Here is a 17790-nt window from a genome sequence, read left to right as displayed (position 1 = left end):
AAGGCCACCTTTCCAGGATGCCTAAAATTTGAACGGTGAGACTGTTCTGCCACTTTCGGCGCGTAGAAGTTGTGGATAAAGCCCCTTCAAGATCGTCCGTTTCGTGCCATAAGGGGCGCATGGCTACACACCCCGACCCCGCTCGCTTCGCCCATGTCACCGACTGGGTGTTCGACCTGGACAACACGCTCTATCCGCATCATTCGAATCTGTTCTCGCAGATCGACGTCAAGATGACCGCCTATGTCGGGGAACTGCTGTCGCTGCCGCGCGAGGACGCGCGCAAGCTGCAAAAGGAACTTTATCGGGAATATGGCACGACACTGAACGGGCTGATGACGCGCCATGGCATAGACCCCGACGATTTCCTCGAGAAGGTCCACGACATCGACTATTCCTGGCTGGTGCCGGATCCCGTCCTCGGCACCGCCATTCGCCAGCTTCCCGGCCGCAAGTTCATCTTCACCAACGGCGACCGCAGGCATGCCGAGCGCACTGCGCGCCAGCTTGGCATCCTTGATCATTTCGACGACATCTTCGATATCGTCGCCGCCGGGCTCAACCCCAAGCCGGCGCGCCAGACCTACGAGAAATTCGCCGAACTTCACGCCGTCACCGGCCACAATGCGGTGATGTTCGAGGATCTCGCGCGCAACCTGTCCGTGCCGAAGTCACTGGGCATGACGACGGTCCTGGTGGTGCCGCGCAATTTCGAGCCGACATTCTCCGAAATCTGGGAGCGCGATCCGGCGCAGGAAGATGATGTCGACTTCGTCACCGACGATTTGGCCGGGTTTCTGACGGAGATAGTCGTGGGGATAAGGCAGTAGGGCAGTAGGGCAGTAGGGCAGTAGGGCAGTAGGGCAGTAGGGCAGTAGGGCAGTAGGAAGATGAGGGGCGCTCTCAGCCCTTGATTCTAGATATACTGCCTTACTGCCCTACTCCCTTACTCCCCTAACTTATAGAACCGGCTGACGATGCCCCAGGCCTCGTCGGCGGTGTCGACGAAATCGATGATGTCCTGGTCGCCGGGACTGATCGTGCCTTGCTCGGCGAGGAAGTCGAGATCGATCGCCCGTTTCCAGAAGGATTTGCCGAACAGGATCACCGGTACGCGCTCCATGCGCCCGGTCTGGATCAGCGTCAGCGTCTCGAAGAATTCGTCCATCGTGCCGAAGCCGCCGGGAAACACCGCGACGGCCTTCGCGCGCATGACGAAATGCATCTTGCGGATGGCGAAATAGTGGAAGTTGAAACAGAGTTCCGGCGTCACATAGGCATTGGGCGCCTGCTCGTGCGGCAGAACGATGTTAAGGCCGATAGAGGGCGCGCCGACATCGTCGGCGCCGCGATTGCCCGCTTCCATCACGCCGGGCCCGCCGCCGGTCACCACGACATATTCGCGGTAGTATGAACTGGCCGATTGCTGCGAGCACAGGCGGGCGAATTTGCGCGCTTCCTCGTAATATTTGCTGTTTTCCTCGAGGTTTTTCTTCTGCGTCTCGTTTTTGGCCGCCCAGGCCTCGCCGCCGGGTTCAGGCAGCCGCGCGCCCCCGAACAGGACCACGGTCGAGCGGATACCGCGCTCGGCCAGGATCATCTCCGGCTTCAGGAGTTCGAGCTGCAGCCTGACCGCGCGCAGTTCGCGCCGCGTCATGAAGTCGGGATCGTTCCACGCCAGGCGGTAGGTCTCGGCGCGCGTCTGCGGCGTGTCCGGCACGCTCCTGGCCCGCTCCAGATCCTCGTCCGAATGCGGCAGCGGCGTCCAGCCCGCCTTTTCCATGGGTGTCATGTCAGGTCCGTCCATTTCATTCACTTGCGCCGTCCCATGGCGCAGTCGCGATTGACCCCTACTCTGCCTTCACATAGGGTCCGCGCGATTTTCAAAACAGGTTAAGGCTCAGCCCCTTAACAGCCTGGTAATGGAGCGAATTCATGTCGAAGCCGGATCTGGCGAGCCTCGAAAAGACCATCGACAAGGCCTTCGAGGAACGTGACGCGATTTCGACGGCGACCAGAGGCGAGACACGCGACGCCATCCAGTCGGCGCTCGATCTGCTCGACCGCGGCACCGCCCGCGTTGCCGAGCGCCAGGCCGATGGCCAGTGGCATGTCAACCAATGGCTGAAGAAAGCCGTCCTTTTGTCCTTCCGGCTGAACCCGATGGAGATCATCAAGGGCGGTCCCGGCCAGGCCGTGTGGTGGGACAAGGTGCCGTCGAAGTTCGACGGCTGGAGCGCCGTCGATTTCGAGAAGGCCGGTTTCCGCGCCGTGCCGTCGTCGATCGTGCGCCGCTCGGCCTATGTCGCGCCGGGCGCCGTGCTGATGCCGTCCTTCGTCAATGTCGGCGCCTATGTCGATTCGGGCACCATGGTCGATACCTGGGCTTCGGTGGGCTCCTGCGCCCAGATCGGCAAGAATGTGCACCTGTCGGGCGGCGTCGGCATCGGCGGCGTGCTGGAGCCGATGCAGGCCGGTCCCACCATCATCGAGGACAATTGCTTCATCGGCGCGCGCTCGGAAGTGGTCGAAGGCTGCATCGTGCGCGAGGGCTCTGTGCTCGGCATGGGCGTCTTCATTGGCCAATCGACCAAGATCGTCGACCGCGCCACCGGCGAGATTTTCTACGGCGAAGTGCCGCCGAATTCCGTCGTCGTAGCCGGTTCGCTGCCGGGCAAGCCGTTTCCGAACAATGAGCCGGGTCCAAGCCTCTATTGCGCGGTCATCGTCAAGCGGGTCGATGCCAGGACCCGGTCCAAAACGTCGATCAACGAATTGCTGCGCGATTGATCTTTTTGGAAAGCGGGCGCACCTTCCGCCGGCGCGACGATCGGTCGCGCCGGTTCAACATGGAGGGTGGCATGGACTGGAGATGTCTGCTGACGAGCTTCGACGGCCGCATCGATCACGCCAAGTTCTGGGCCGGCATCGATATATTCATCGTCATCGGTATTGTTGCCTTCATTCTCGATGCGATTCTCGGCACGCGCTTCACGACCGCAGGCGGCGGCAGGATCGGCATCATCGGCATGCTCGTCGCGCTGGCGTCGATCTATTTCGCGATTGCTCTCTATGGAAAACGCTGGCACGACCGCGACAAGTCGGGCTGGTGGACGCTGATCGGTCTCGGCGTTCTCGAAGGCGCCCAGGGTGTCAATCAATATGGACGGGACCCGCTTGCCTGACAGATCCAACCTTACTTGGCTTTTCTTCAAGACATCGGGCCGCGTCAGCCGCGCGGCCTATTTTCTTGGTGGGCTGCTCGTGGCCATCATCCAGGCCTTCCCGCTCTATCGTTTCACGCTGGTGCCGGAAGGCTCGCCCGAGAGCAACATGTGGTCGTTCGTCTTCTTCATCGCCTTCATCGCCTCGCTGTGGTCGAACATCGCACTGGCGGTGAAGCGGCTGCACGACCTCGACAAGCCCGGCATCGCGGCGTTGATCCTGTTCGTGCCGGTCGTCTCGATCGTCGCCTTCGTCGTGCTTTGCCTGTTTCCGGGCAAGCCCGGACCCAACCGCTATGGCAAGCGCACCAATGCACCGGCCGAACCCTGAGCGCCCATCATCGCGATGCGCTACTGACGGTATGCATGAAAATGAAGGCCTGATCCGCGTCGCCTGAATTCATTCAGACGCGACGCGCTTCAGGCGCGGCGACCTGATCCGCGCCGAAACCGGACGATCCGCGGCCGGCCGCTTCCGCTTCACGCACCAGGGCGATGATTCGTCGGACCGTCGGCGCCGGCGTGCCCGCTTCTTGCGCCAGGCGAAGAACGGCGCCTTGCAAATCGCCGATCTCCGTCGGCCGGCCGCGCTGCAGATCGTCCCACATGGAGGAACGCGCCTCCGGGTCGATGGCCAGCATCCGCCGCGCCAGCAGCCTGAATAGCCAATCGGAGAGGCGGAGCACTATCGGCAACAGCGCCGGCCGCAAGCCGGCGATCCGCGCCGGCTCGATGCCCGACGCCTTCATGGCCTGGAGCGCCTCGTCGATCTGTCTTGCCAGGATCAGCCGCCAGCGCCGGTCGGCAAGCTCGCTCGCCAGCGGCAGGCCCGAAAGCGCCACCAGCGCATTGTTCAAATTCATCAAAAGCTTGCCCCACAGCACGGCTTTCATGTCGGCATGGACTTCAACCCGGAACCCTTCGACGCCGATAAGGCTGATCAGACCGGCATCGCTGTCCTCGATCATGACCTTGCCGTCGCTGGCGCGGTGGACACGCAGCGGTAATTCGCCGTCGGCCGATTGCACGACATTGAACGGCACCATGCCGGCCAGCACTGGTCGCCCGCCGACACCGGCGCGCAGCCTGTCGGCATTGTCGATGCCGTTCTGCAGGCTCACCACCACGGCGTCCGGCGGGGCGTGGGCGGCGATGAGCGCAGCCATCTCCCGCGTCGCGCCGCTCTTGACGGTGACCAGGATCACGTCCGCCTGCGGCAAGGCAGCGGCTGGTTCGGTGGTGACGGCAAGCGCTTGCGGCTCGAGGCCTCGATCGCGGCCCTCAAGGTCGCTGATCCGCAATCCGCCTTGCCGCAGAGCCGCCTCGACGCGCGGCCGGGCCAGCAGGATGACCTTGCGCCCGGCGAGCGCCAGACAGCCGCCGGCATAGCAGCCGATGCCGCCGGCGCCGGCAATGACGATTCTCTTGCCCCCGTTTGCCATCCTGTCGCTCCGCACCGGGCCCACGACTATACGACATGAAAACCATAATGTCGGCGGTATCGCCGGTCATAGGACTGGCCCCTACGTCTGGCCGTGACAGGCCTTCAGCTTTCGACTATCGCTTTTGCCATGACGCTGCCGACCGATCCCGCCGCAAACCTCGCCGCCCTCATCCGTTGCGCCTCCGTGACGCCGGCCGAAGGCGGTGCGCTGACCGCGTTGCAGACGATGCTGGAACCGCTCGGCTTCCTCGTCGATCGCCCGGTGTTTTCGGAAGACGGCACGCCCGATATCGAGAACCTTTATGCCAGGCGCTCCGGCAATGGCCCTCATCTGATGTTCGCCGGACACACCGACGTGGTGCCGGTCGGCGACGAAGCCGCCTGGACGCATCCGCCCTTCGGCGCCGAGATCGCCAATGGCGAGATGTATGGCCGGGGTGCGGTCGACATGAAGGGCGGCATCGCCTGTTTCATCGCCGCGGTAGCGCGCCATATCGAGGCGAATGGCGGCCCGAAGGGCTCGGTCTCGCTGCTGATCACCGGCGACGAGGAAGGCCCGGCCATCAACGGTACCACGAAGCTGCTCGAATGGGCGGCTTCCAGGGGCGAGAAATGGGATGCATCGATCGTCGGCGAGCCGACCAACCCGGCTGCGCTCGGCGACATGATAAAAATCGGCCGGCGCGGCTCGCTGTCGGGCGACGTCATCGTCAATGGCCGCCAGGGCCATGTCGCTTACCCCTTGCTTGCCGACAATCCGGTACGCGGGCTGATGAGCCTGATCGATGCTTTGCTGCATCCCGTCTTCGATGAGGGCACGAAGGATTTCCAGCCGACCAATCTGGAGGTGACATCCATCGACGTAGGCAACCCGGCCACCAACGTCATTCCAGCAAAGGCAACCGCCACCTTCAACATCCGCTTCAATGACAGCTGGACCGCCGAGACCATACAGGCCGAAATCCACAACCGTCTCGACCAGGCGGCGGGCCGCAAGAAATACCGGCCCGGCAAGGAGATGCCGGTCGACTACGAACTCGTCTGGCGCGACCGGCCGAGCCATGTCTTCCTGACCCGCGACGACAGGCTGATCGAGACGTTGAGCGGCTCGGTCAAGACGGTGGTCGGCAGAGCGCCGGCGTTGTCCACCTCCGGCGGCACGTCGGATGCCCGCTTCATCAAGGACTATTGCCCGGTGGTCGAATTCGGCCTGGTCGGCAAGACCATGCACATGGTCGACGAGCGCGTAGCCCTTGCCGATCTCGAGACGCTGACGCAAATCTATCAGCGCTTCATCGAAGACTGGTTCGGACAGGACTGAGCAGCATGCTTTCGGCGGACGAGACCCAAGTTTCGCTGACCGGCGCCTGGCGACTGATGCTCGGCAGGGCCGATGGCCTGCGTCTGCTCGACCTGTCTGCCGATGGTTTCTGGAATTCCTTTTTCGCCATCGTCGTCGCGGCGCCGGCATTGATCGTCGGCTGGGTCGGCATCGCCAACGAGATCGGCGATCCCGATGCCTTCGCGGGCCGCTTCAGCATGCTGTTGCGGCTGGCGACAGTCGATATCGGTTCCTGGGTGCTGCCTCTGGTCGCACTGGCTCTGGTCGCGCCGCGCGCCGGCATCGGCGGCCGCTTCGTGCACTATGTGGTGGCCTCGAACTGGGCTTCGGCCATCACCGCCTGGCTGATGCTGCCGTCCGCGCTGATCAGGCTTTTCCTGACGTCGGCGAGCCAGATCTCCAGCCTTGTGTCGCTGCTGTTGTTCGCGCTGTCGATGGTGCTGACCTGGCGCATGACCAACGCGACCATCGGCAGGGGGGCCGCAATCGGGACCGCTGTCTTCGTTGGCATGTTCATCGCTTCGCTGATCGTGCTGTTCGGGCTGCAGGCGCTGCTTGGCATCACGGGTCCGGACACCGGAGCTCAGAGCCTTTCGGGACTCTATCCGGGATAATCGACGCCGATCAGAAAAAGCCCGTCGGGCGGCGCCACCTGGCCGCAGGCGGCGCGGTTGTGCGCCTCGAGCGCCGCCTTGAGATCGCCCGCCGTCCATGCGCCTTCGCCGACGCGCTTGAGCGAGCCGACCATCGAGCGCACCTGGTTGTGCAGGAAGGAACGCGCCGAGGCTCTGACTTCGATCATGTCGCCCGAACGGCTGACGTCAAGACGGTCGAGCGTGCGCACCGGGCTCTCGGCCTGGCATTGCGTGGAACGGAAGGTGGTGAAATCGTGCCGTCCAAGCAGCACTTTGGCGGCTTCGTGCATGGCAGTGGCGTCGAGCTGCTTCGGCACCCACCATACCTTGCCCTTTTCCAGCGCCGAGGGCGCGCGCCGGTTGAGGATGCGGTAGAGGTAGTGACGGCCGATAGCCGAGAAGCGGGCATCGAAGCCGTCGACGACGGTCGTGGCTTTCAAGATCGCGATGCGATTGCCCGCGCCCTGCAGATGCGCGTTGACGGCATCGCGCACCTTGTCGTCCGGCCAGGCCTTGGCCAGGTCGACATGCGCCACCTGGGCCGTCGCATGCACGCCCGCATCGGTACGGCCGGCAGCGCGCAAGCGGACCTGTTGGCCGCAGAATTTTTCGATCGCCTGCTCGATCGCCTGCTGCACCGAAGGCTGGTCCGCCTGGTGCTGCCAGCCGGCAAACAGGCTGCCGTCATATTCGATGTCGAGGCGAAAACGCGGCATGCCGGGCGGCTATACGCACTCGCCTAGGCGGCGAGTGCGGTGAAGGCCGAGGCGTAGACCAGCCGGCCGGTTCCGGGAGCGTCGCCCCAGGCCAGCGCCTGCAGCGCCTCGCCCTGGTATTCGCTCTCGAATCCTTCGGCGCGCGCGTGGCTGTAGCCGAAACGGCTGTAGTAGGTGGGATCGCCCAGCACCACGGCCAGCATCTCGCCGGCGTCGCGCAGGCGGATGTGAGCCTCGCGGATCAGCGCGCCGCCAATGCCGGTGCCGTGAAAGGACGGCTCCACCGCCAGCGGCGCCAGTGCCACCGCCGGGCAATCCTTGCCGCCGGTGCGGACGAAAAGACGCGAAAACAGGATGTGGCCAACCACCTGCCCGTCTTCTTCCGCCACCAGTTCGACAACGGCGTCGCCGCCGGAAACCAGCGCGTCAACCAGCCCGGCTTCCGCCTGCTGGCCGAAAGCGTGTTCCTCGACGAGGCGGATGGCCTCGCGATCCCGCGGCGTCGCCGCGCGTATCGACATCATGCTCATGACAGTTTCATTCCTTTTTCGATCTTGGTCCCGCGCAGGAATTCTTGCGCGGCGGCGGGCCTTCCGCCCGCCCGTTGAACTTCGACCAGCCGGATCGCGCCCGCTCCGCAGGCGATCGTCAGGCGGTCGTCGAGAATTCCTCCCGGTTCGCCCACACCTTGCGCAAGCGTCGAGCGAAGCAGTTTCAGCCGTTCCACCCGGCCACCAATTTCAACCTCGCACCAGGCGCCGGGGAAGGGCGACAGGCCGCGAATGTTATTGTGGACTTCGGCCGCGGGTCGCGTCCAATCCACGTGCGTCTCGGATTTACCGATCTTTTTGGCATAGGTCACCCCCTCAACCGCTTGGGCGGTGAAGGCCAGGCCATTCCTTTCCAGCCGCGCCAGCGCTTCTACGATCAGTGCGGCGCTGACGCTCATCAATCGATCATGCAGATCGCCGGCGGTCATATCGGGTTCGATGACGCATTTTTCAACCAGCCCCACCGGGCCGGTGTCGAGGCCTTCTTCCATGCGCATGACCATCATGCCGGTTTCGCTGTCTCCCGCCATGATCGCCCGCTGGATGGGCGCCGCACCGCGCCACCGCGGCAACAGCGAGGCATGGCCGTTGATGCAGCCCAGTTGCGGCGCCTCAAGAACCGCCCTGGGCAGCAGCAGGCCATAAGCCACGACCACGCCGATATCGGCTTGCAGCGCGCGAAAAGCTGCCTGTTCGGCCTCGCCCTTGAGCGACGTCGGCGTGCGCGTCTCGATGCCCAGCCGTTCCGCCTCGCGCTGTACCGGCGACAGTGTCAGCTCAAGGCCGCGCCGGCCGGCGGCTCGCGGCGGCTGGGTGTAGACGGCCGCGACCTCATGTCCGGCATCGGCAATCGCGCGCAATGTCGGCACCGAAAACTCCGGCGTCCCCATGAAAATGACGCGAAGGGGCATTGTCCCCTATCCCACCAGCTTGCCCGGAGCCTTGTCCTTGGCCAGCTTCTTGAACTTCTTCACCACCATGTCGCGCTTCAGCTTCGAAATGTGGTCGATGAACAGCACGCCGTTGAGATGGTCGATCTCATGCTGCAGGCAGGTTGCCATCAGCCCCTCGGCCTCCATCTCCTGCAGCTTGCCGTCGCGGTCGAGATACTTGACCCGCACGGAAGCCGGGCGTTCGACCTCGGCATAATAGTCGGGAATCGACAGGCAGCCTTCCTCGTAGACGGAGCGCTGGTCGGCGCTTTCCAGGATTTCGGGATTGATGAAGACATGCGGCGCCGGCGTCTCGTCCTCCTTGGCGAGGTCGATCACCAGCATGCGCAGCGGCTCGCCGATCTGGATCGCGGCCAGCCCGATGCCGGGCGCGTCATACATGGTCGCCAGCATGTCGTCGGCCAGTTTGCGCAAGGGCGCGTCGACGCGCTCCACCGGCTTGGAAACCTGGCGCAGGATGGGGTCGGGAAGAATGATGAGCGGCTTGATCGGCATGGCGTCTCACCTAAGACCTTGAATAAAGGGCGTCAACCGGTACGCCGGGGGATCGTTCACGTTTTGATCTGTGCTGGCCGGCCGAATCGTCTATGCTGTGTGCATGAACGACCTGACATCCATCCTTTCGGAACCTGTCGCCCGGCTTGGCGCGACCACGATCACGCTCGGCCATGCGCTGGCGTTCGGGGCCTTTGTGTTTCTTGGCCTGTTCGTGGCGCTTGTCGTCGCGCTGTGGCGCTCGGCCAAGGCGCGCGCCGTGGCCGCTGCCGAAGCCGCCGACCATGCCCGCGACGCCGAGGCGCGGATGGCCGGCATATTGCAAAGCCAAGCCGAGATGCAGGGCCGCATGGGCGCCATCGCGGAAGTCTTCGGCGCGCGGCAGGCGGAACTGACGCAATCGATCGGCCAGCGCCTCGATGCCATGACCGGCCGCCTCGGCCAGACCATGACCGAGCAAACCAAATCCACTCATGAGAGCCTGGCCAAATTGCAGGAGCGGCTGGCCGTCATCGACACCGCGCAAGGCAACATCCAGTCGCTCGCCGGCCAGGTCGTGCAATTGCAGGCGATCCTCTCCAACAAGCAGACGCGCGGCGCCTTCGGCCAGTCGCGCATGGAAGCGATCGTCGCCGACGGTCTGCCGCACGGCGCCTACGAGTTCCAGGCGACCTTGTCCAACGGCAGCCGTCCCGATTGCCTGGTGAAGATGCCCAACGGCGCGCCGGCGCTTGCCGTCGACGCCAAGTTTCCGCTGGAAGCCTGGAACGCCATCCGCGCCGCCGAAGGCGCCGAACAGCAGAAGGTCGCGTCGCAGGCCTTCCGCCGCGACATCGAGGTGCATGTCCGCGATATCGCGGATAAATATCTGATCCAGGGCGAGACGCAGGATACCGCCTTCATGTTCGTGCCGTCGGAATCGGTGTTTGCCGAGATCCACGAAAATTTCGAGGCGGTGGTGCAGAAGGCGCACCGCGCCCGCGTCGTCATCGTCTCGCCGTCGCTCCTGATGCTGTCGATCCAGGTCATCCAGGCGATCCTGAAGGATGCCCGTATGCGCGAGCAGGCACACCTGATCCAGGGCGAGGTGATCCGGCTGATGGAGGATGTTTCGCGCGTCGACGAGCGGGTGCGCAAATTGCAGGGCCATTTTGCCCAGTCGGCCAAGGATATAGACGACATCCTCGTCTCGACGTCGAAGGTGACCAAACGCGGCCAGAAGATCGAAGCTCTGGAGTTTGGGGCGCAGCCCGGAGGCGATGCCGACCCTGACATGGCGTCACCAGCCCCTGCGAAGCCGGAACCCGGCCCGCGCGTTGTCGATTCCCCACGCGTTGCCGATTCAAAGACCGGCCAGCTCAGGCTGAGGGTCGTCGAAGGCGACGAATGAGGCGCCGCACCGGACGGCGCTACTGCTCCTCCACTGTGGTCATGCCGTGAAATTCAGGTAGCCAGTGAAGCGCCGAGCGGTGCCATTTTTGCAGTGTCGGAATCAAATCCTGGCGTTGCCGCGCGGTTCCCACTCGAATGCCGTAGACCTTTGGGCCATCTCCGACCGACGTGGCGTAAAGGTGCGAACCGCAGTCGGCGCAAAAGGCCTGGACGCGCTTGGCGCCGCTTGCCACGGTCTTGATGTAGACCTTCGGTGTACCCTTTGTGATCCGGTAGTGATCTTCAGGCGCCGGAACGGTGACGCGAAAGGCCGTACCGGTCAACTGTTGGCAATCGGTACAATGGCAGATCGAGGTCTTTTCCGGTTCGACCTCCGCCTCATAGGTGATGGCACCACAATGACAGCCGCCGTCGATCTTCATAATCAGTCCTCCAAAACTCGATCGGCTGATTTTAGCGGCGCAGCGTCGCAAGGCAACGACGCGACGCTGGTCCAAGACATAATCCCGAGGAGTGAAATGTGCTTTCGAGACCTGCTCAAAACTCTACTCGGATGCCGATTCGATCAGCTTGCGCCGCTGTTCCCAGGTGCCTGTCGTCTGCGGCTTGACGAACAGCCGGGTGATCTCGGGCATTTCCTTCCTTAGCCGCGCTTCGAGGCGCTCGACGCAGGCTTCGATTTCCGGCGCCGACAGATGGTCCTCGAATTCGATGCTCAGGCCGGCAACGATTTCTTCCGGCCCCAGGTGGACCGTCAGGACGCCGTTCGCCCGCTGCACCGCCGGATCCTGCTGCGCGATCGCCAGCACTTCTTTCTGCACCGCGGGCGAAGCAGGCTCGCCGATGAGCAGCCCCTTGCTCTCGCGCGCCAGGAAGGCCGCGGTCGCACCCAGGATCAGCGCAATGCCGATCGAGGCGGCGCCGTCCAGTTCCGGCCTCTCGAAAATCTCCGCCGCCAATATGCCGGCAAAGGCGACGATCAGGCCGAGAAGCGCGGCACTGTCCTCGAACAGCACTGTGTAGACGCTTGGATCCTTGCTCGATTGCACGGCCTGCAGCCAGCCCTGCTGGCCCTTCTGCCGGCGGAATTCCCTCAGCGCCACCAGCCATGAGCTGCCCTCGAACAGAAACGACAGGCCGAGCACGATGTAGTTGACCCTGACATTGGCGGCCGGTTCGGGCGCAATGATGTGCGTCACGCCTTCGTAGAACGATACGCCGGCGCCGAGCGCGAAGACGAGAAGCGCCACGATGAAGCTCCAGAAGTAGAGCTCGCGGCCATGGCCGAGCGGATGCGCGCGGGTGGCCGGGCGTGCGGCGCGATGCATGCCATAAAGCAGCAGGCTACCATTGCCGGTATCGACCAGCGAATGCACGCCTTCCGAAAACATCGCCGAACTGCCGGTGAAGAAGGCTGCGACGAATTTGGTCAGCGCGATCGCGAGATTGCCGGCGAGCGCCGCGTAGATGACCGTTCGAGAGCCGCCATGCCCCGCCATTGCTTCCCTGTCGTCCTGTCCGACACGCGAAGTCTAGAGTAATTGCAGGAAAAGTGGGAGCCGATTTCCTTGAGATCATGCTGCGGGCCCGCCGAAATTCCGCGGCCATCGCGACGCACCAACACCCCGTCCGTTCAAGTCGCTGCGCGCCGGTTCGGATTCATAAGGCCGCCGAAACAGGTTGCCGGTTTTCGCGGCCGTCACCGCGAACGGCCCTTGCCTACAGGCATTTCTCTTGTTTCACTTCACTTCCCGCAACTGGAGGAACGAATCATGGCAAAAGGTGCGATGAAGGCAGGCAAGGAGGCCCGCAAGCCAAAGAAGGACGCCAAGAAGCCGGCCGCTGCTCCCACGCTCAAGGCGCCGCCGGTCAAGGCAACGAGGCTCAAGGAAAAATAGTCGCGTGCCTCGGATGGAGTTCGCCGGCGGCGTTCGGAACACCGCCGGCAGTTTGTTGATCGGGCGTTAAGACACCCTATATCTGGTGCGGGGACGACCCCACATCTCCTGAAATCCGGTCGGGACGACCCGCCCACTGTCTGATAGGGCATCGGCTGCCGCGGTGCTCGGTCGATCGCGCATTGCATCGTCCTGAACGGACGTCGGTGCGATGCTTGGATGGAGCGTTCCCCATGTCATGGATTTTTCTGTTTTTCGCCGGCCTGTTCGAGATCGGCTGGGCAATCGGCCTCAAATATACCGACGGATTCACCCGCCTCGTCCCGACCGTGCTCACGGTCGCCTCGATGATCGTCAGCCTCACGCTGCTTGGACTGGCGCTGAAAGCGCTGCCCGTCGGCACCGCCTATGCGGTGTGGACCGGCATCGGCACGGTCGGCACGGCGCTGCTCGGTATCTGGCTGCTCGGCGAGCCGGCGACCGTCATCAGGCTCGCCTGCATCGCGCTCATCGTCTGCGGCATTATGGGGCTGAAATTCGCGGCGTAAAGCAATCCAGGAAGCGAAGCGGTTTTCCATCCGGAATTGCGTCGAAGCAAACAGAGCAATTTTGCGAAAGTCGCATCACGAACGGCGTCGGCAATCGCATGAATTGGCGCGCGGACAAACGCATGCAGGGCCGCTTCGCAGCGACCCTGATCCTCGAAGCAGCTTGCTCCGGCGGTCTGAGGCTAGCGGCCGGTAAAGCCTGGCGGTGTCCTGCCGGTGCGCGCCTTGCGCGCCGCATAGCGCGCGTCGCGCTTCGCCTTGCGCTCGGCCTCGTCGGCCAGCAGACGCGCGATGCGCTCGGCCTCTTCGGCTTCCCGAATCCTGGCTTCCGCCTGCGCCGCCTCTTCGGCCGCGACCCGTGCGGCTTCGGCTGCGGCCTCGCGCTCGGCCTTCTCGATTGCCTCGCGTGCCAGCCTTTCCTGCTTCAGCCTCGCCTTCTCGGCCTCGCGTATCTCACGCGCCGCAAGGATAGCCTTGCGTTCGGCCTGTCGCGCCAGCACCGCGGGATCGTCCGCCGCCGGCTTCGACTTGAAGCGCTCCAGAAGCGCCTTCTTTGCCTCGTTCGCGGCGTTGCGCCGCTCGAAAATGTCTTTTTCCCTGTAGATAGCCAAGTCCACTTCCCTGAAGTCAATTCGCGACGCTTACATACGCGCGAAAACCGGGAGTTCAAGCGCCAAAACGGTATGCCAGCCATGAAATTCCGTGCTGTTGCAGCCGGGAGACGCCTTCGCGGCCGAAACGGACACGCACTGTTCGCAGTCAGACCCTCTGGTGGTGATACGGGCTGATCGCTACCTCTAGCGCGAAAATCAAACGCCAGGATGACACCAGATGGAACTCGGTCTCTACACTTTCGCCGACGTCAGCCCGCAGCCGGGCCCCGGCGCAATCGGCCCGCACGAGCGGCTGCGCAACCTGATCGAGGAGATCGAACTGGCCGATCAGGTCGGCCTTGACGTTTTCGGCCTTGGCGAGCATCACCGGCCGGACTATGCCGCGTCCGCGCCTGTCGTGGCTCTGGCCGCGGCGGCCGAGCAAACCAAACGCATAAAACTGACCAGCGCCGTCACTGTCCTGTCTTCGGACGATCCGGTCCGCGTCTTCCAGCAATTCGCCACGCTCGACCTTCTTTCCGGCGGCCGGGCCGAGATCATGGCCGGGCGCGGCTCGTTCATCGAATCCTTTCCGCTGTTCGGCTACAATCTTGAGGATTATGACGAGCTGTTCGCCGAAAAGCTCGACCTGCTGCTCGCCATCCGCGATCAGGTGAAGATCACCTGGTCCGGCAATCTGCGCGCGCCGATCAACGATCGCGGCGTCTACCCACGCCCCTTGCAGGAAAAACTGCCGATCTGGATCGCCATCGGCGGCACGCCGCAGTCCGCCGCCCGCGCGGGCGCGCTCGGCCTGCCGCTGGCGCTCGCCATCATCGGCGGCGAGCCGGCGCGGTTCGCGCCGCTGTTTGACCTCTATCGCGAGGCCGCCAGGCGCGCGGGCGCCGATCCGAAGGGTCTTGCCACCAGCATCAACGTCCACGGCTTCATCGCCGACACGACCGAGAAGGCGGCCGACGATTTCTATGGCCCACAGGCCGAGGTGATGAACCGCATCGGCCGCGAGCGCGGCTGGGGTCCGACCTCGCGGGCGCATTTCGACCAGTCACGCGGCCCGGGCGGCGCCTTGTTCGTCGGCAATCCCGAGCAGGTGGCCGAGAAGATCGTCGCCCAGCACAAGATCTTCGGCAATGACCGCTTTTTGCTGCAGATGGCGATCGGCATCATGCCGCATGCCAAGGTCATGAAGGCGATTGAACTCTACGGCACCAGGGTGGCGCCGATCGTGCGCAAGGAAACGGCTGACGCCGTCCCGGCCCCGGCGCCTGCCGCGTAGTGTTGCACTTCCGCGAAAAATTGCGCGGGAACAATAACCGCGACGGCGGGCCTCGTGGGCTCGCCGTCAACGCCGGCTCACGGAACCTTGGACCGGCAGGGGCGTTTTCTCAGCGGTTGCGCCAATTGCGGTGCGCCGCCGAGGGACCGTGATGAAAGCTGACCCCACCGCTTCGGTCGCGGGCGTTTCCGAAGCAGAAGAGGCGCGCATCGCCGCCCGCGCCGACACGCATCTGATACGCTCGCTGCTCGTCGGCATCTTCATCTTCATGGCCATCTACGCGCTCTATTTCGCCCGTGCCTTCTTCATGCCGGTCATACTGGCCTTTCTGCTGGCATTGACGTTGACGCCGATCGTCAGGCTTCTGCGCAAGCGCGGCATACCCGAGGTGATTTCGGCGACGCTTCTGGTGCTTCTGTCCCTCTGCCTCTTCGCCAGCGCCGGCTACCTGCTGAGCGGCCCGGTGATCGATCTCATCAACAACACTTCGTCGATCGGCCAGCGGCTGACCGAGCGGCTGGCGCATTTGCGACCTCCGCTCGAGAGGATGATGGAGGTTACACATCAGATCGAAGGCCTCACCGAGACGTCGCAGGAGCCGGGCATACAGAAAGTCGCGGTAGCCCAGTCTGGCTTCCTGTCGTCGGCGGCCTCGAACATTCTTTCGGCGGGAACAAGCCTGACCATCATCTTCGTGCTGTCGCTGTTCCTGCTTGCTTCAGGCACGATGTTCTATGAAAAGATCATCCAGTCCTTCGCCAGCCTCACCGAGAAGAAGCGGGCGCTGCGGGTCGTTTACGACGTGGAACGGGAAATCTCGCACTATCTGCTCACCGTCACCATCATCAATATCGGCCTCGGCACGATCATTGGCCTTGGTCTGTGGGCACTCGGTATGCCCAACCCGCTCGTCTGGGGCGCCACGGCCGCTCTGCTTAATTTCCTGCCCTATGTCGGCGCCATGATCACGCTCATCGTGGTCACGATCATCGCGCTGATCAGCTTCGACACGATCTCCTATGCGTTGTTGGCGCCTGCCTTCCTGCTTTTGTGCGACATCGTCGAAGGCCAATTCGTAACGCCGATGGTTGTCGGCCGGCGGCTCGAGATCAACGCCGTGGCGATCTTCATCGCCATTGCCTTCTGGTCATGGCTATGGGGCTTTGTCGGCGCGCTGATGGCGGTGCCGCTGCTGGTCCTCATCAAGGTGTTCTGCGATCACTTCGATGGTCTGAGCCATGTCGGCAACTTCCTGGCGGCACAACATCTCTCGGCGGTGGAAGATGAGGCCACCGAGGAAGGTAAGGCTCCGGCATAAAGCCGCGCGTCTGGTTTGCGGCGCCTGGCTCGAATGCCTATATCCGGCCGGTCCAATGGCCGGTGCCCTTCCCATGAGCGATGCTTCCTTCGACCTCGACGACTGTTTCGCTCGCATCGGCCATGCCGGCTTGCGCGATGCGCGGCTGGGCGCGTCGCCAACATTTGGCGTCGACAGATCCGGGCTTGCATTTCCTGTCCATCATCGCCGCAGCCCCGCCGAGCAGAAACGCATGGCCGCGGCCAGCGGATTTGCCGATGCGCTCGGGGGCGGCTTGGCATCCTCATTCCCGACCGCACGGCCTTCGAGGCAGGGTGCTTGAGATAAACCTCGTGGAGACCTGACATGGCAGCCCTTTCCGTCCTCGACCTGTCGCCGATCGTCGAAGGCAGCGATGCCTCGCAGTCGCTGGCCAATTCGCTCGATCTTGCCCGCCATGCCGAGCGGCTGGGCTACAAGCGCTATTGGCTGGCCGAGCATCATAGCATGCCGGGCATCGCAAGTGCCGCCACCTCGGTCGTCATTGCCCATGTCGCGGGCGGCACCAAGACCATTCGCGTCGGCGCCGGCGGCATCATGTTGCCCAATCACTCGCCGCTGGTCATCGCCGAGCAGTTCGGCACGCTGGCCGCCTTGTTCCCCGGCCGCATCGATCTCGGCCTCGGCAGGGCGCCCGGCACGGACATGAACACGGCGCGCGCGTTGCGCCGCAATCTCGAGGCCGGTGCCGACAATTTTCCGCAGGACGTCGTCGAGCTGATGGGCTATTTCCTGCCGGCGGAAGAGGGCCAGCGGCTGCGCGCCGTGCCGGGTGAAGGCCAGACCGTGCCGGTCTGGATCCTCGGCTCCAGCCTGTATGGCGCCCAGCTTGCCGCCATGCTCGGCCTGCCCTACGCCTTCGCTTCGCATTTCGCACCGGCCGAGCTAGACCATGCGCTGGACATCTACCGCTCCCGCTTCCAGCCGTCGGAACAGCTCGACAAGCCCTATGTCATGCTCGGCCTCAACGTCTTTGCGGCGCCCACCGACACTGAGGCACGACTGCTGTTCACCTCGCTGCAGCAGGCTTTCGTCAATCTGCGCACCGGCCGCCCCGGAAAATTGCCACCACCGGTCGAGAATTATGACCGCGATCTCGATCCGATGGCCAAGTCCATGCTCGGCCAGGCGCTGTCCTGCGCCGTCGTCGGCTCGCCGGAAACGGTGCGGCAAGGCATCGACGCCTTCGTTCGCCGCACCGGCGCCGACGAATTGATGGTCACCGCGCAGATATTCGATCACGCGGCTCGGGTGAGGTCCTTCGAAATCTTGGCCGACGCCCACAAATCGCTGTCGCAAGCGGCGTGAGATTTCCAGCTCGGCGCTTGCCGATAGCGATTCAACC

22 protein-coding genes are annotated in these 17790 nt (G+C 63.8%); 13 read left to right on the top strand and 9 right to left on the bottom strand.

Translation table 11 applies throughout. The annotated features are described in order from the left end of the window. Positions 1 to 119 precede the first annotated feature (119 nt). Complete coding sequence (locus FJ949_RS00985; protein ID WP_140491455.1) at positions 120 to 830, top strand: pyrimidine 5'-nucleotidase; 711 nt, start codon at positions 120 to 122, stop codon at positions 828 to 830. A gap of 116 nt (positions 831 to 946) precedes the next feature. Here FJ949_RS00985 and FJ949_RS00980 read toward each other — a convergent pair whose 3' ends face one another. Then, positions 947 to 1792 carry an LOG family protein gene (locus FJ949_RS00980; protein ID WP_140491453.1) on the bottom strand — a complete coding sequence of 282 codons (846 nt, stop codon included), beginning with the start codon at positions 1790 to 1792 and terminating at the stop codon, positions 947 to 949. A 143-nt stretch (positions 1793 to 1935) separates the two neighbouring features. Between FJ949_RS00980 and dapD the strand changes: the two genes are divergently transcribed. The 3 genes from dapD to FJ949_RS00965 all read left to right on the top strand — a co-directional run bounded on the left by dapD (position 1936) and on the right by FJ949_RS00965 (position 3555). Then, positions 1936 to 2790, top strand: a complete 855-nt coding sequence (gene dapD, locus FJ949_RS00975) for a 2,3,4,5-tetrahydropyridine-2,6-dicarboxylate N-succinyltransferase (protein ID WP_140491451.1) — start codon at positions 1936 to 1938, stop codon at positions 2788 to 2790. A 71-nt stretch (positions 2791 to 2861) separates the two neighbouring features. Continuing rightward, the gene (locus FJ949_RS00970; protein WP_140491449.1) at positions 2862 to 3185 is read left to right on the top strand and encodes a DUF805 domain-containing protein; all 324 of its coding nucleotides are present in this window, start codon (positions 2862 to 2864) and stop codon (positions 3183 to 3185) included. Next, a complete protein-coding gene (locus tag FJ949_RS00965) occupies positions 3178 to 3555 on the top strand; it encodes a DUF805 domain-containing protein (protein WP_224646216.1) in 378 nt (125 codons plus the stop codon). The genes FJ949_RS00970 and FJ949_RS00965 overlap by 8 nt, the downstream gene beginning before the upstream one ends. A 73-nt stretch (positions 3556 to 3628) precedes the next feature. Here FJ949_RS00965 and FJ949_RS00960 read toward each other — a convergent pair whose 3' ends face one another. Beyond that, positions 3629 to 4666: a 2-dehydropantoate 2-reductase gene (locus FJ949_RS00960; protein WP_140491444.1), complete on the bottom strand. Its 1038-nt coding sequence runs from the start codon at positions 4664 to 4666 to the stop codon at positions 3629 to 3631. Between the two features lie 129 nt (positions 4667 to 4795). On the opposite strand from FJ949_RS00960, the gene dapE reads away from it, so the two are divergent. Both dapE and FJ949_RS00950 read left to right on the top strand, forming a co-directional pair. Next, complete coding sequence (dapE, locus tag FJ949_RS00955; RefSeq protein WP_140491442.1) at positions 4796 to 5989, top strand: succinyl-diaminopimelate desuccinylase; 1194 nt, start codon at positions 4796 to 4798, stop codon at positions 5987 to 5989. 5 nt (positions 5990 to 5994) lie between these two features. Further along, positions 5995 to 6624: a transporter gene (locus tag FJ949_RS00950; protein WP_140491440.1), complete on the top strand. Its 630-nt coding sequence runs from the start codon at positions 5995 to 5997 to the stop codon at positions 6622 to 6624. On the opposite strand, the gene truA is transcribed toward FJ949_RS00950, so the two are convergent. The 4 genes from truA to def are packed head-to-tail and all read right to left on the bottom strand — an operon-like array spanning position 6612 to position 9360. Next, positions 6612 to 7361 carry a tRNA pseudouridine(38-40) synthase TruA gene (gene truA / locus FJ949_RS00945; protein WP_140491438.1) on the bottom strand — a complete coding sequence of 250 codons (750 nt, stop codon included), beginning with the start codon at positions 7359 to 7361 and terminating at the stop codon, positions 6612 to 6614. The genes FJ949_RS00950 and truA overlap by 13 nt on opposite strands. A 23-nt stretch (positions 7362 to 7384) precedes the next feature. Further along, positions 7385 to 7891, bottom strand: coding sequence for an N-acetyltransferase (locus FJ949_RS00940; RefSeq protein ID WP_140491437.1), 507 nt, complete (start codon positions 7889 to 7891; stop codon positions 7385 to 7387). Then, the gene (fmt, locus tag FJ949_RS00935) at positions 7888 to 8823 is read right to left on the bottom strand and encodes a methionyl-tRNA formyltransferase (RefSeq protein ID WP_140491435.1); all 936 of its coding nucleotides are present in this window, start codon (positions 8821 to 8823) and stop codon (positions 7888 to 7890) included. The genes FJ949_RS00940 and fmt overlap by 4 nt, the downstream gene beginning before the upstream one ends. Before the next feature lie 6 nt (positions 8824 to 8829). After that, positions 8830 to 9360 (bottom strand): peptide deformylase, encoded by a 531-nt coding sequence (def, locus tag FJ949_RS00930; protein ID WP_056573548.1) that lies wholly within the window; start codon positions 9358 to 9360, stop codon positions 8830 to 8832. 103 nt (positions 9361 to 9463) lie between these two features. Here def and FJ949_RS00925 point away from each other — a divergent pair, with 103 nt between their 5' ends. After that, entirely contained in the window at positions 9464 to 10750 is a 1287-nt protein-coding gene (locus tag FJ949_RS00925; protein WP_140491433.1) for a DNA recombination protein RmuC, read from the top strand. A gap of 19 nt (positions 10751 to 10769) precedes the next feature. Here the strand turns inward: FJ949_RS00925 and FJ949_RS00920 are convergent, their stop codons facing one another. Then, entirely contained in the window at positions 10770 to 11174 is a 405-nt protein-coding gene (locus FJ949_RS00920) for a GFA family protein (RefSeq protein ID WP_140491431.1), read from the bottom strand. Positions 11175 to 11297: 123 nt separating this feature from the next. Then, complete coding sequence (locus tag FJ949_RS00915; protein WP_140491429.1) at positions 11298 to 12251, bottom strand: cation diffusion facilitator family transporter; 954 nt, start codon at positions 12249 to 12251, stop codon at positions 11298 to 11300. 273 nt (positions 12252 to 12524) lie between these two features. On the opposite strand from FJ949_RS00915, the gene FJ949_RS30970 reads away from it, so the two are divergent. After that, positions 12525 to 12650, top strand: coding sequence for a hypothetical protein (locus FJ949_RS30970; protein WP_140491427.1), 126 nt, complete (start codon positions 12525 to 12527; stop codon positions 12648 to 12650). 233 nt (positions 12651 to 12883) lie between these two features. Continuing rightward, positions 12884 to 13198, top strand: a complete 315-nt coding sequence (gene sugE, locus FJ949_RS00905; RefSeq protein ID WP_140491423.1) for a quaternary ammonium compound efflux SMR transporter SugE — start codon at positions 12884 to 12886, stop codon at positions 13196 to 13198. A 182-nt stretch (positions 13199 to 13380) separates the two neighbouring features. Here the strand turns inward: sugE and FJ949_RS00900 are convergent, their stop codons facing one another. Then, a complete protein-coding gene (locus tag FJ949_RS00900; protein WP_140491421.1) occupies positions 13381 to 13809 on the bottom strand; it encodes a DUF6481 family protein in 429 nt (142 codons plus the stop codon). Positions 13810 to 14029: 220 nt separating this feature from the next. Between FJ949_RS00900 and FJ949_RS00895 the strand changes: the two genes are divergently transcribed. From FJ949_RS00895 to FJ949_RS00880, 4 genes are all read left to right on the top strand, one after another. Beyond that, positions 14030 to 15088, top strand: a complete 1059-nt coding sequence (locus FJ949_RS00895) for an LLM class flavin-dependent oxidoreductase (RefSeq protein ID WP_140491419.1) — start codon at positions 14030 to 14032, stop codon at positions 15086 to 15088. Between the two features lie 151 nt (positions 15089 to 15239). Further along, the gene (locus tag FJ949_RS00890; RefSeq protein ID WP_140491417.1) at positions 15240 to 16406 is read left to right on the top strand and encodes an AI-2E family transporter; all 1167 of its coding nucleotides are present in this window, start codon (positions 15240 to 15242) and stop codon (positions 16404 to 16406) included. 73 nt (positions 16407 to 16479) lie between these two features. After that, positions 16480 to 16728 carry a hypothetical protein gene (locus FJ949_RS00885; protein ID WP_140491415.1) on the top strand — a complete coding sequence of 83 codons (249 nt, stop codon included), beginning with the start codon at positions 16480 to 16482 and terminating at the stop codon, positions 16726 to 16728. Between the two features lie 23 nt (positions 16729 to 16751). Further along, the gene (locus FJ949_RS00880; RefSeq protein ID WP_140491413.1) at positions 16752 to 17753 is read left to right on the top strand and encodes an LLM class flavin-dependent oxidoreductase; all 1002 of its coding nucleotides are present in this window, start codon (positions 16752 to 16754) and stop codon (positions 17751 to 17753) included. The last annotated feature ends 37 nt before the right edge of the window (positions 17754 to 17790 follow it).

It is taken from the genome of Mesorhizobium sp. B2-4-1 (assembly GCF_006442185.1).
In the GTDB taxonomy this organism is placed as follows: domain Bacteria; phylum Pseudomonadota; class Alphaproteobacteria; order Rhizobiales; family Rhizobiaceae; genus Mesorhizobium.
The sequence above is the reverse complement of the archived record's forward strand: the minus strand, read 5'-3'. Positions and strand labels throughout refer to the sequence as shown.